Annotated in this window: 12 protein-coding genes; 3 read left to right on the top strand and 9 right to left on the bottom strand. The window is 64.3% G+C overall.

Annotated elements, in window-relative coordinates; genetic code table 11:
- Positions 1-288: 288 nt before the first annotated feature.
- Positions 289-1260, top strand: coding sequence for an IS110 family RNA-guided transposase (locus X265_RS34865; RefSeq protein ID WP_128963081.1), 972 nt, complete (start codon positions 289-291; stop codon positions 1258-1260).
- Between the two features lie 334 nt (positions 1261-1594).
- Here X265_RS34865 and X265_RS34860 read toward each other — a convergent pair whose 3' ends face one another.
- Together X265_RS34860 and X265_RS34855 are read right to left on the bottom strand one after the other, a co-directional pair.
- Complete coding sequence (locus X265_RS34860) at positions 1595-2089, bottom strand: VOC family protein (RefSeq protein WP_128968941.1); 495 nt, start codon at positions 2087-2089, stop codon at positions 1595-1597.
- Positions 2090-2179: 90 nt separating this feature from the next.
- Entirely contained in the window at positions 2180-2725 is a 546-nt protein-coding gene (locus tag X265_RS34855; protein ID WP_128968940.1) for a carboxymuconolactone decarboxylase family protein, read from the bottom strand.
- A 137-nt stretch (positions 2726-2862) separates the two neighbouring features.
- On the opposite strand from X265_RS34855, the gene X265_RS34850 reads away from it, so the two are divergent.
- Both X265_RS34850 and X265_RS34845 read left to right on the top strand, forming a co-directional pair.
- The gene (locus tag X265_RS34850) at positions 2863-4077 is read left to right on the top strand and encodes an acyl-CoA dehydrogenase family protein (RefSeq protein ID WP_128968939.1); all 1215 of its coding nucleotides are present in this window, start codon (positions 2863-2865) and stop codon (positions 4075-4077) included.
- Between the two features lie 157 nt (positions 4078-4234).
- Positions 4235-5374, top strand: coding sequence for an acyl-CoA dehydrogenase family protein (locus X265_RS34845; RefSeq protein ID WP_128968938.1), 1140 nt, complete (start codon positions 4235-4237; stop codon positions 5372-5374).
- Positions 5375-5630: 256 nt separating this feature from the next.
- Here the strand turns inward: X265_RS34845 and X265_RS34840 are convergent, their stop codons facing one another.
- From X265_RS34840 to X265_RS34810, 7 genes are all read right to left on the bottom strand, one after another.
- On the bottom strand, positions 5631-6668 hold the full coding sequence (locus tag X265_RS34840; protein ID WP_128969519.1) for an amino acid ABC transporter substrate-binding protein: 1038 nt from the start codon (positions 6666-6668) through the stop codon (positions 5631-5633).
- Positions 6669-6756: 88 nt separating this feature from the next.
- Positions 6757-7350: a L,D-transpeptidase gene (locus X265_RS34835; protein ID WP_128968937.1), complete on the bottom strand. Its 594-nt coding sequence runs from the start codon at positions 7348-7350 to the stop codon at positions 6757-6759.
- A 362-nt stretch (positions 7351-7712) separates the two neighbouring features.
- Entirely contained in the window at positions 7713-8687 is a 975-nt protein-coding gene (locus X265_RS34830; RefSeq protein WP_164938945.1) for a hypothetical protein, read from the bottom strand.
- An 84-nt stretch (positions 8688-8771) separates the two neighbouring features.
- On the bottom strand, positions 8772-9338 hold the full coding sequence (locus X265_RS34825; RefSeq protein WP_128968935.1) for a thioredoxin family protein: 567 nt from the start codon (positions 9336-9338) through the stop codon (positions 8772-8774).
- A 28-nt stretch (positions 9339-9366) separates the two neighbouring features.
- Entirely contained in the window at positions 9367-10065 is a 699-nt protein-coding gene (locus X265_RS34820) for a cytochrome c biogenesis CcdA family protein (RefSeq protein ID WP_128968934.1), read from the bottom strand.
- A gap of 292 nt (positions 10066-10357) precedes the next feature.
- Entirely contained in the window at positions 10358-10969 is a 612-nt protein-coding gene (locus X265_RS34815) for a sigma-70 family RNA polymerase sigma factor (RefSeq protein ID WP_128968933.1), read from the bottom strand.
- Positions 10970-11238: 269 nt separating this feature from the next.
- Positions 11239-11979 (bottom strand): response regulator, encoded by a 741-nt coding sequence (locus X265_RS34810; protein WP_128968932.1) that lies wholly within the window; start codon positions 11977-11979, stop codon positions 11239-11241.
- Positions 11980-11995 lie beyond the last annotated feature (16 nt).

Here is an 11995-nt window from a genome sequence, read left to right as displayed (position 1 = left end):
TCTATATCGCGAGATCGGTGGGCACGCTTCCGCCTTCGCTCTTCGAGCTACGGCGGACAAGTCGCTTTGCCCACCCTTGTATTAGCGCGCCGGGTTAGGATGGCCACGTTCCGTGAGGAATGGCCCAGCCCGGGTGGCCGCCCGAGCTGGGCCGCCGATCGATCGGATCGATGCCCACCGAAGCCCTGAAGGGCTGCGTTTCGTAGCAAGATCGCGGTCGGCACTTCAGCGGGACCCGCATGGTTGAACGAACTTCAGGTTCGCATTCACAAGGGAGGGTCGAGGAAGATGGCCAAGCATATCATGATCTGTGCCGGGATCGATACCGGCAAAGACAAGCTCGACGTGGCGGTCGACGGCAGCTCGGAGCGATTGCAGGTCGACAATACGGTAGAAGGCCGCCAGGAGCTGGTGGAGTGGCTGAAGGGCCACAAGGTCAAGCGGATAGGGATCGAGGCAAGCGGAGGCTATGAGCGGGCTGTCGTCGCTGAGCTGCGACGCAAGCGGTTCGTCGTCGTCCTGTTTCAGCCCAAGCAGGTCCGTGCCTATGCCACGTTCCATCAGCTGCTGGCCAAGAACGATACGATCGACGCGGCGCTGATCGCGATGTGCACTGCTGCGGTCAAAACGATCCATCCCGCTCCGGATCCGCGTCTGCAGCCCTTTGCCGAGCATCTGACGATGATCGACCAGATCACGGAGGACATCGCAAGACTGAAGAACCGGCTTGAGAGTTGCCGCGACACGCGGATTCAAGGGGTTTGGAAGGCGCAGATCGCGCTCCTGACCAAGTCCAAACGAGCTGAACTCAAAGCGCTGCTGGCGACGATCCGCAAGCACCCTGATCTGGCCGCACGGCTCGATCTGATCTATAGCGTCGCCGGCTGCGGCCTGCCGACCGCGGTTGCCGTCCTGGTCAGGATGCCCGAGGTCGGCAACATCACGCGTGGGCCCGCTGCAGCTCTCGGCGGGCTGGCGCCTTACGACGACGACAGCGGCAATCGCGCCGGCGCCCGTCACATCGAGGGTGGCCGCGAACGCCTGCGCCGGGCGCTCTACACCGCGGCCCTTGCGGCATCCTTCCGCTGGAATCCGCAGCTCAAGGCTCTGTACGCCCGCCTGATCGCCGCCGGCAAAGGCCACAAATGCGCGCTCATCGCCTGCGCCAGAAAGCTGCTCGTCACGATCAACGCCGTCGTCGCCCGCGGAACTCCCTGGGTGGCAGAGCTGCCTCAACTCGCCAAGCGGCCCGCCGCCTGACCCGTTTCTTTGTTCGACTAGGCGACCGTTTCTTCGTCCCGACCTGCCGCAACAAAGACGCCGCGCGCGGCGGCCGTCAAGGCTGGCCGTCGCTCTGCTCCCGCCTTACATCAGCTGCTGCCAAGCCACGCCTTGATGGGCGCAAGCGCGGCGTCACCATCAAGGCCATCGGGGGCGACTTAATGGTTGCTACGGCAGCTGCGCAAAGACGCGACGCCGCCTCCACACACACCGTCATTGCGAGCGCAGCGAAGCAATCCAGAATCTTTCCGCGCAGGGATCCTGGATGGCTTCGTCGCAAGGGCTCCTCGCAATGACGAGGAGAGAGCGGGGCTCACGCCTCGCGCTGCTTCAACAAGCCCTCCACATCCAGCCGCTTGGTGAACATCGCGAGCTTCCCATCCGGCCCGAACGGCCATTGCTCTCGCGGCTTGTCCCAATACAGCTCCACGCCGTTCTGATCAGGATCGCGCAAATACAGCGCCTCGCTCACGCCGTGGTCGCTGGCACCGTCAAGCGCAATGCCGGCCGAGAGGACGCGGTGCAGCGCATCCGCCAGAGCCGCCCGTGTCGGATAGAGGATCGCGGTGTGAAACAGTCCGGTGGTGCCCGGCGGTGGTGGCGAGCCGCCCTTGCTCTCCCAGGTGTTGAGCCCGATGTGGTGATGATAGCCGCCGGCCGAGATGAAGGCCGCGCCCGAGCCCATGCGCTGCATCAGCTCGAAGCCGAGCACGCCGCAGTAGAAGCCGAGCGCGCGATCGAGGTCGGCGACCTTGAGATGGACGTGGCCGATGCGGGTGCCGGCGGCAATGGCTGATGTTTGCGACATGATGTGGCTCCGTTGATCAACCCCACATAAGGCGCGCTTCGGAATGCCGCCACCGGCTCATCCCGAAACCCATCGTTTCCGGATATGAAACTATGACAGCTCCGGCGCTTCGCCCTCCGGCAGCCCGAACTCGAATGTGTTCAGCGTCATCGAGACCATCGTGTAATAGCCGCACAGTCCGATCACCTCGACCACGCCGCGCTCGCTGAGCAGTTTCACCGCCTCGTCGTAGAGTCCCTTCTCGACCCCGCGGCCCTCGTGCAGCGACTTCGCGAGGTCGTAGATCATCTTGGCCTTGGGATCGTCGAACGCAGGCGTGCGGCGGTCGCGGATCGCATCGATGATTTCGGGGGCCATGCCGCCGGCGAGCGCGAGCCGTTTATGCGCATACCATTCGTAATGCGCGGTCCAGTGCCGCGCCGTCACCAGGATCGCGATCTCCGACAGCTTTGCCGGGAAGATCGTGTCGTAGCGCAGCACCTCGCCGAGCCGCGTGGCGTGACGGGCCATGTCGGGGCTGTTGAGCCAGGCCATCATCGGCGCCGGCGGCTTGCCGCGTTTGCCGGCAATCGATTCGTCATAGGTCTGCCGCTGGCTCTCGCTCATTTCGCCAGGCGAAAGAAGTTTCAGGCGCATTCGCGTTTCCTCTTTGTTTTCAAGCACCGTCGTGTAGCGACTATAACCCATGACGGAGTGCGGAAGTGGTTGAATTCCGCGAGGGCTTGGCCCAGAGTCGCCGCCAACAAGTCTGATGTGATTGATGGAAACGACCCATGCCTGACTCCCAAGCCAGTGAGATCGAGAGCGCCGAGCTCGAGCAATTCCGTAACGAAACGCGAGCCTGGCTGGAAGCCAATTGCCCGCCGGAGATGCGCAAGCCCGCGACCTCGGATGCCGACGTGTTCTGGGGCGGACGCAACGCAAAGTTCTCGTCCGAGCCGCAACGCATCTGGTTCGAGCGCATGCGCGACAAGGGCTGGACCGTGCCGGACTGGCCGAAGGAGTATGGCGGCGGAGGCCTCAGCGCTGCCGAGCACAAGGTGCTGCGCAGTGAAATGGCGAAGATGGGCGCGCGTCCGCCGCTGTCGAGCTTCGGCATCTGGATGCTCGGGCCGGCGTTGCTGAAATACGGCAACGAGGCGCAGAAGAAGGAGCATCTGCCGAAGATCGCGGCGGGCGAAATCCGCTGGTGCCAGGGCTATTCCGAGCCGAACGCCGGCTCCGACCTCGCTTCGCTGCAGACCCGCGCCGAGAGCGACGGCGACGACTTCGTCATCACCGGATCGAAGATCTGGACGTCCTACGCCAACTACGCCGACTGGATCTTCTGCCTGGTCCGCACCGATCCCACGGCCAAGAAGCACGACGGCATCAGCTTCATCCTGTTCGACATGACTTCGAAGGGCGTCACCACCAAGCCGATCCTGTTGATCTCGGGCTATTCGCCGTTCTGCGAGACCTTCTTCGACGGCGTCCGCGTGCCGAAATCGCATGTGGTCGGCACCGTCAATCGTGGCTGGGACGTCGCAAAATATCTGCTGCAGCACGAGCGTGCGATGATCTCGGGGATGGGCGAGCGCGGCGTCGGCCGCCCGCTCGGCCAGATCGCGGCGGATTCCGTCGGCACGGACGCGCAAGGCAGGCTCGATGATTCCATGCTGCGCGGCCGGATCGCGACGTTCGACGTCGATGAAGCTGCGCTTGCCGCCTGCGCCGAGCGCGCGGTCGATCTCGCCAAAGCGGGGCAGGCGCATCCGGCGTTTTCGTCGGCGATGAAATATTACGGCACCGAGCTCAACAAGCGCCGCTACGAGATCCTGATGTCGGCCGGCGGCGTCGACGCGCTGGAATGGGAGAGCGAACGCTCCAGGCAGGGCGCCCGTCCGCGCGCCTGGCTGCGCACCAAGGCGAACTCGATCGAGGGCGGCACGTCCGAGGTCATGCTCGGCATCGTCGCCAAGCGCATCCTGGATCTGCCGGGAGCGTAAGGCACGCACTCACCACCCGTCATTCCAGGGCGCGCGGAGCGCGAGCCCGGAATCCATCAGGCGGCATTCTCTGCGGCGAAATGGATTCCGGGTCTGGCCCTTCGGGCCATCCCGGAATGACGAGCTACAAATAGAACGTTGATCGGAAAACACACCCATGGCCCTCGTCCTCACCGAAGAACAATCAATGCTCCGCGACTCGGCGCGCGGTCTGATCAGCGACAAGGCGCCTGTGTCGCACCTGCGGTCCTTGCGCGACTCCAAGGATCCCACCGGCTTCTCCAAGGAGCTGTGGCATTCCTTTGCCGAGATGGGCTTTGCCGGCCTCCTGGTGCCGGAGGAGTTTGGCGGCTCGGGCCTCGGCTTCATGGAAGCCGGTGTCGTGATGGAGGAGATCGGCCGCACCTTGATGCCATCGCCCTTCCTCGCCACCTCCGTGGTCGCGGCCTCCGCCTTGAACCGCGGCGGCAATGCCGCGCAGAAGTCGGAATATCTGCCGAAGATCGCAAGCGGCTCGCTGCTGGCGACGCTTGCGATCGACGAAGGCGCCAAGCATCGCCCGCTCCAGACCAACCTTCAGGCCGTGCGCGCCGGCAACGGCTTCAAGCTTTCCGGCGCCAAGGCGCTGGTGGTCGACGGCCACGTCGCCGACCTCCTCATTGTGGCCGCGCGCACGGCCGGTTCGGCCGGCGAGCGTGATGGCTTGACACTGTTCCTGGTGAACCCTGCGGCGAAGGGTGTCGCGATCGAGCGCACCATCATGGTCGATGCGCACAATGCCGCGCGGCTCGAGCTTTCCAATGTCGAAGTCACCGCCGACAGCGTGCTCGGCGAGGTCGATCAGGGCGCTTCGCTGCTCGACGGCGTGCTCGACATCGGTCGCGGCGCGGTCGCCGCCGAGATGGTGGGGCTCAGCGACGAGGTGTTTGGCCGTACCGTCGAGTATCTCAAGAGCCGAAAGCAGTTCGGCAAGCTGATCGGCGAATTCCAGGCGCTGCAGCACCGCGCCGCCGAGCTCTACATCGACATCGAGATCACCCGCGCCGCCACCATCAAGGCGCTGCAGGCGCTGGATGCGGACGTCGCCAAGGCCGCATCAAGCGTTGCGGTCGCCAAGGCCCGCGCCGGCACCACCGCCACCCGCGCGGTGCAGGAAGGCGTGCAGATGCACGGCGGCATGGGCATGACCGACCAGTTCGACATCGGCTTCTTCATGAAGCGGGCGCGGGTGTGCGAGGAGCTGTTCGGCGATGCCAATTACCACACCGAGCAGCTCGCGCGCGCGCGGGGGTATTGAGTCGTACCGGCACATTCGTTGTCATCGCCCGCGGAGGCGGGCGATCCAGTACGCCGCAGCCCCTCCGCATACGATTGACTTCTCGGATTACTGGATCGCCCGGTCAAGCCGGGCGATGACAATTGAGTGGGTGGAAAGTGCACGCCCCAATCTCATCATTGCGAGGAGCTCTTGCGACGAAGCAATCCAGACTGTCACCGCGGAGGGATTCTGGATTGCTTCGCTTCGCTCGCAATGACGAGTGGAGAGAGCTGCCCTACCTCATCGGCGGCGCATATTGCACGCCGCCCGCGTTCCACAGCTGGTTCATGCCGCGCGGGATCTTCAGCTGCGACTTCTCGCCGATGTTGCGCTCGTACATCTCGCCGTAATTGCCGACATGGCGGATGATGCGCACCGCCCAGTCCTTGGTGAGGCCGAGCTGCTCGCCGTAATTGCCTTCGGTGCCGACCAGGCGCATCACCTCGGGTTTCTTCGACTTGAGGGCTTCGTCGATATTCTGGGAGGTGACCCCGAGCTCTTCCGCGTTGATCATTGCGTAGAGTGTCCACTTCACGATCATCATCCAGTCGTCGTCGCGCTGGCGCACGACGGGAGCGAGCGGCTCCTTGGAGATCATGTCGGGCAGGATCATGTGGTCGCCGGGCTTCGACAGGTTCAGCCGCAGCGCGTAAAGCTGGGAGACGTCGGCGGTCAGCGTGTCGCACTTGCCGGTGTCGTAGGCCTTCACGACGTCTTCCAGCTTGTCGAACTTCACCAGCTCATACTTCATGTTGTTGGCTTTGAAGTAGTCGGCGAGGTTGAGCTGCGTGGTGGTGCCTGATTGCACGCAGACCTTGCTGTCGGCGAGATCGAGCGAGGTCTCCTTGTTGCGCGACCGCGGCACCATGAAGCCTTCGCCGTCGTAATAGGCGACGGCAGGGAAATAGAGGTCGTAGTCGAGCTCGCGCGCCATGCTCCAGGTCGAGTTGCGCGAGAGGATGTCGACTTTCCGGCTCTGCAATTCCTTGAAGCGCTCGCTGGCGTCGAGCGGAACGAATTTGGCCTTGTTCGGATCGTCGAAGATCGCCGACGCCACCGCGCGGCAGAAGTCGACGTCAAAGCCGGTCCAGTTGCCCTTGTCGTCGGGGATGGAGAAGCCCGGCAGGCCCTTGTTGACGCCGCACAGCACTTCGCCGCGGCGCACGGTGCGCTTCAAGGTGCGGGTGTCGTAGAATTCGTAGGTGATGGCCAAGGCAGCGACCAGCACGGCGACCGCGAGCCCGATCAGCAGGCCGCCTCGAAATGTGCGCATCATGTTGCTCTCTCGAAAAATCGGGAAAAGGAATTTTGGCGAAGGCGGGAGAGCATGGTCGGGAGGACCATGCTCCGAAGCATGGCCGTCAGAGTTCGGGCTTCTGCCGGATGACTACCTTGGTCCCGACAGGCACGCGATCATAGAGATCGGCGACGTCGTTGTTGACCAGACGGAAGCAGCCCGAGGACACCTTGGTGCCGATCGTATCAGGACGGTTGGTGCCGTGGATGCGGTAGACCGTGGTGCCCAGATACATGGCGCGCGCGCCCAGCGGATTGCCGGGGCCGCCGGCCATGAAGCGCGGCAGATAGGGCTGGCGCTGGATCATCTCCGGCGGCGGCGTCCAGTCCGGCCACTCCTTCTTGTTGGTGATCTGCACCAGCCCCTGCCATTGGAAGCCGTCGCGGCCGACGCCGATGCCGTAGCGGATCGCGCGCCCGCCGGGCTGGACCAGATAGAGGTGACGCTCCGATGTCGAGATGATGATCGTGCCCGGCGCCTCGGTGGTGCGGTAGTACACGACCTGCTTCTGCCATTCCGGATCGAGCTGGTAGCTGTCGTCGGCGATCAGGCCGGGCTCATCGCCGCGGTCGGGCTGCTGGGCGAAGGCTTGGGGCGAGGACAGGATCAGGCCGATCGCAGCGACAAACGCCCCGGTCAGGCGACGAACATCGGTCATTTCAGGCTCTCCCCCGCTGCCACAGCGCAAATCAATCCGAACCATCTGAACTCAGGGGCAGCTTCGTGGCAAGTTCAAGGCGTGCCCAGCGAGTATGTCACGAGAATGCTTTGGTTTTTTGACGACGCGGCGCAATGCCATGAATGAGGGATGGCGCGAAAAGCAGTGAGCTTGGCTCGATGCGCTCCCTCCCCCGTTTGTGGGGGAGGGTTGGGGAGAGGGTGTCTCCGCATTGGGATACTCCCCAGAGGAAAGAACCCTCACCCGCCCCGCGCGGGACGATGCTTAGCATCGGCCGGGGCGTGTCGACCTCTCCCGCAAGCGGGGAGAGGCGCAGAGCGAGCCCATGGCAACAGGGGGCCTTAGATCTGGTTCGCCTCCGGCCCGATCCCGAGCCGCCGCACGATCTCGGCGCCCACGGCGCGGGCCTCCGCGCGGGAGCCGATGCGCGGGCTGCGAAACCGTCGTCCTGAAAGCAGCCGGATCACGACGATGCAATGCTCGTCCTCGGAGCGGCCGCGACGCTCGATCGTGATCGCTTTGACGTCATGTCCTTCGATCTGGTCCGTGCGCGGCTGCCCATTGCCCCAGAGGCGTTCGATGCGGATATCGGCCTCGCGGACAATCCAGAAGGCGCCGGTGAGGAGATTGGCAAATCGGTAGACGCCGAACGCCGCGATCGCCCCAAGCGGCAGCAGCATATAGTCGATCCACTGGGGCTGCAGGCCGCGCCAGAGCCTGTAGGCGTAAGGTGCGACACTCAGCGCGACGACGATCAGCGCCGCAATCCTTATGTCCCTCTGGGAAAAAGGCTCGATGGGGTCGCCGAGACGCATCTCGGGATTGCTGGCATCAAGCGGGTTGACGGGCGCCTCGACATTGGGGACGTCGAATTGCGTTGCGATCCTCGCCACGGTGTCATGCACATGGGTGACGTCGGCGAGCGGCGGGGAGATCAGGCGTTCGCCCGAAGCCAGCGTGAAGGCCAGCTGGAAGCGGGCTTTGGCGGTCTTGCTGCCGGGAACCTGTAATCCAGCGATGTCATCCTTCGTGACGACCCGGGTCTGCAGCTTGCCAAACGGACGCTGTCGTCCGATCAGGATCTGCTCCGGCGTGATGATCCACACCACTGCCGGTGTCAGCATGATCACGCCGACAAACGCCGCGCCCGCCAGCAGTGCGACCACCGAGATGATGATCTCGAGCGCATCGTGCGTGAACAGGCCCGGAGTAAAGCACAACGCCACGGCCGCCGCCGAGCCGGCCACGACCAGCCGCTGCGCGATCGAGGAGCCTTCGCGAAGGCGGATGTCGTTGCTGGCGGTCGCGTCGTCCATTGCGGGCGGCTGATTTCGTCGCTCGCGAACCTCCACGGACGGGTCCGTGGAGTCAAGCAGCAACGCAATGCCGCTGACTCGCAATCAGCTACTGGCGTTCAGCAGCTTGGCCACGGTGCGGTCGATCTCGTCATAGCGGCCTTCGCCTTCGTGCTGGAACACGATCTTGCCGCTCTGGTCGATGATGTATTGCGCCGGCCAATATTGGTTGCGGTAGGCGTTCCAGGTCCTGGACTCGTTGTCCTGCGCCACCGGATAGGTGATGCCGTGGCGCTTCAGCGCGGCCTGCACGTTGGAGGCTGACCGCTCGAACGGGAATTCCGGCGTGTGCACGCCGACCACGACGAGGCCCTTGTCCTTGTACTTGGCATAGAGGTCGGTGACGTGCGGCAGCGTGTTGACACAGTTGACGCAGCCATAGGTCCAGAAGTCGACCAGCACGACCTTGCCGCGGAGGTCGGCCATATGAAGCGGCTTCGAGTTGAACCAGTTGCTGATGCCGGCGAAATCGGGCGCGGTCGCCGCCTCGCTCGCGGCCGCGACCTTGACCGGCGCAGCTTGAATCGCCTCGTCGCAGAGGCCGGGGATGACAGCGCCGGTGACAGAGACGCCGATCAGCGCGGCGGCCACGGCGAGCAGTTTGAAAGTCATGGTCGTGTTCTCCGTTGAGGTGAAGCCATCACAGGCCGATCTGGCCGATGGGATAGATCGAGGTGAGCCACGCCACGATCAGCGTGTCGTATTGGAAATAGGCGGCGAGCGCGAAGGCGATCACGACCACGCCAAAACCCTGCTGTATCAGCGGCGAGATCCGCGCCAGGCTGCGCACGCGCGTGGTCGCGGCCTGACCGCCATAGGCGATCGCCAGCATCGGGATCGCAGCACCGATCGCGTAGGCGATCAGCAGCGTGCCGGCCCAGGCCAGATTCTTCGACGTCGCGACCAGCGTCAGGATCGAGCCGAGCACGGGGCCGGCGCAGGGCGTCCAGACCAGGCCGAGCGTGGTGCCGAGCACGAGGCCGCCGAGCGCGCCCTCGCGTTGCGCGCCGCCGGCGTTGCCGAGATTGAGCCAGCCATTGAGCCGGATCGAAAGCCATTCGAACGGCGCCGGCCACAGCATCAACAGGCCGAAGCCGAGCAGCAGGATCGCGGCGGCCTCGCGCAGCACGTTCGGATCGATATCGAATGCCTGCGTCAGCGCGCCGAGCAGCAGCGCCACCGATGAGAACGAGACGACGAAGCCGAGCGCGATCATCGCCGGCCGTAGCTGCGACGTCCGACCGATCGAGGCGCCGAGCAGGATCGGCAGCATCGGCAGCGTGCAGGGCGCGGCGATGGTGAGGATGCCGGCGAGGATGGCGAAGAAAAGCTCGAGCATGGGGCACTCGTGATGGAGGTCACGAGGGCAGTTCGCGCCCGACGCACCCGTCGTTACGCGCCGTCACGCGCTCGTGACGGGCGCCCACATACAGAACGACCCGGAGGGGGGCATCCCGTCCGGGTCGTTGGAGGTCCTTGGGAGGTTTAAGCAAAACCGTATGTGAGCTTTATAGGGACGAAGTTTTTCCGCCTGATGTTGTGCTTTGTTTCATTTGTTTCGTCGGCGGTAACGCTTTCGTGTCCCGGGATGGGGCCGGAAATCCGGCCCTATCCCCTTGAAATCGTTGACTTCACGCGGCGAAGCGGTCGACCCCGCAACCCTTAAGCAGACCGGCCAGCTGCTTGCGGGCGTAGAACATCCGCGTCTTCACCGTGCTCTGGGGGATGCCGATGATCTGTCCGACCTCCTCCACCGACTTCTCATGGTAGTAGACGAGGGTGATGATCTCCCGATGCGCGGGCGACAGTTTTGCGACGCAGGCGCGCAGGATGGCGCTGGTGTCGCTGCGGTCGAGCGAGGTCTCGGGCGTGTCGCAGCTATCAGGAATCTGGCGCACGTCTTCCTGGTCGATGTCCTCGAACCGGCGCTGGCGCATCGCGGTCAGCGCCTTGAAGCGGGCGATCGAGAGCAGCCAGGTCGACACCTGCGAGCGGCCCTGGAATTGGCCGGCGGTCCGCCACACGTCCAGAAACACCTGGCTGACCAGATCTTCCGCGGTGGTGGCATCGCGCACGATGCGCAGGATGAAACGGTAGACTCGCACATTGTGCCGGCAATAGAGGATGTGCATGGACGTCCGGTTGCCGTCGGCAATGCTTTCCAGAAGCATGTCGTCCGAAGTCGCCTGAGCGGCAATGATGCTCTGACTGGCCTGGGCGTTGATGGCGATGACGTTCCGCATTGACTTGGCTCCCCGGTGCGCCGCAACCGAGCGGCGTTTCCTTGGACCGAAGTGTTAATGAGCCAACGTTTCGGGACGTCTGCACGAAAAGCGGAAAATGGTTTCGTGCGCCGCTAAATTGTTTCGTCGGCCACGCCGCGACGAAACATTCGGGCCAAAAAAGCGTGGAATTTCAAAGTGCGGAAAATGCGGTCCTGCGGATTTGGACTGGGAGGAACCAATTTCCGGGACTTGCGTTTGGCCGGGCCACCCTATGGCCCCTACTGTCCCTACGCCTTCTCGCCCTGCGGCGAGAACAGATAGCCGCCGCCGCGGATGGTGCGGATCACGGCGGGCTTGGTCGGGTCGGGCTCGATTTTGCGGCGGATGCGCATGATGCGCAGGTCGACGGCGCGGTCGAACGCCTCGGCGTCGCGCGCATTGGCCAATTCCAAGAGGCGCTCGCGCGACAGCACCCGCTTCGGATTGGCCGCGAACACTTTCAGCAGCCCGAACTCGGACGCCGTCAGCGGATGCTCGTTGCCCTCGTCGTCGCGCAGCGCCTGGGCTTCGAGGTCGAGCCACTTCGTCCCGAACCGTACCAGTTGCTGGTCCTTGTCCGATTTCGCCGGCGCTGCGTCAGTACTTGCGGTCTTCGCCGGCACGCTCCGCCGTAAGACGGAGCGGATGCGCGCCATCAGCTCGCGCAGCTCGCAGGGCTTTGCCACGTAATCGTCGGCGCCGAGCTCGAGGCCGACGACGCGGTCGATCGGGCTCGCGGTCGCCGTCAGCATGATGACGGGAACGTTGGTGCGGCTCTTGAGGTCGCGGATGATCGAGAGGCCGTCTTCCTCGGGCATGTTGAGGTCGAGCACGACGAGGTCGGGCATGCCGCCGTCGATCGCGGCGCGCAGACTCTTGCCGCCGTCGCACAGCGTCACGGTGAAACCGTGCATCTTGAGGTAATCGCCGACCATCTCCCGGGCCGGGGCCTCGTCGTCGACGATCATGATGTGCTGGCTTTGGGTCATGTCACTCAGATCTCAG

The sequence above is a fragment of the Bradyrhizobium guangdongense genome, from assembly GCF_004114975.1.
In the GTDB taxonomy this organism is placed as follows: domain Bacteria; phylum Pseudomonadota; class Alphaproteobacteria; order Rhizobiales; family Xanthobacteraceae; genus Bradyrhizobium; species Bradyrhizobium guangdongense.
Note: the sequence above shows the minus strand (reverse complement) of the source record. Positions and strands in the feature narration are given on the sequence as shown.

Coding starts and splice junctions, on each gene's coding strand:
- X265_RS34815 (WP_128968933.1), bottom strand. CDS start 10,969: ATGCGGAACGTCATCGCCATCAACGCCCAGGCCAGTCAGAGCATCATT.
- X265_RS34840 (WP_128969519.1), bottom strand. CDS start 6,668: ATGCGCACATTTCGAGGCGGCCTGCTGATCGGGCTCGCGGTCGCCGTG.
- X265_RS34855 (WP_128968940.1), bottom strand. CDS start 2,725: ATGCGCCTGAAACTTCTTTCGCCTGGCGAAATGAGCGAGAGCCAGCGG.
- X265_RS34865 (WP_128963081.1), top strand. CDS start 289: ATGGCCAAGCATATCATGATCTGTGCCGGGATCGATACCGGCAAAGAC.
- X265_RS34845 (WP_128968938.1), top strand. CDS start 4,235: ATGGCCCTCGTCCTCACCGAAGAACAATCAATGCTCCGCGACTCGGCG.
- X265_RS34810 (WP_128968932.1), bottom strand. CDS start 11,979: ATGACCCAAAGCCAGCACATCATGATCGTCGACGACGAGGCCCCGGCC.
- X265_RS34835 (WP_128968937.1), bottom strand. CDS start 7,350: ATGACCGATGTTCGTCGCCTGACCGGGGCGTTTGTCGCTGCGATCGGC.
- X265_RS34850 (WP_128968939.1), top strand. CDS start 2,863: ATGCCTGACTCCCAAGCCAGTGAGATCGAGAGCGCCGAGCTCGAGCAA.
- X265_RS34825 (WP_128968935.1), bottom strand. CDS start 9,338: ATGACTTTCAAACTGCTCGCCGTGGCCGCCGCGCTGATCGGCGTCTCT.
- X265_RS34860 (WP_128968941.1), bottom strand. CDS start 2,089: ATGTCGCAAACATCAGCCATTGCCGCCGGCACCCGCATCGGCCACGTC.
- X265_RS34820 (WP_128968934.1), bottom strand. CDS start 10,065: ATGCTCGAGCTTTTCTTCGCCATCCTCGCCGGCATCCTCACCATCGCC.
- X265_RS34830 (WP_164938945.1), bottom strand. CDS start 8,687: ATGGACGACGCGACCGCCAGCAACGACATCCGCCTTCGCGAAGGCTCC.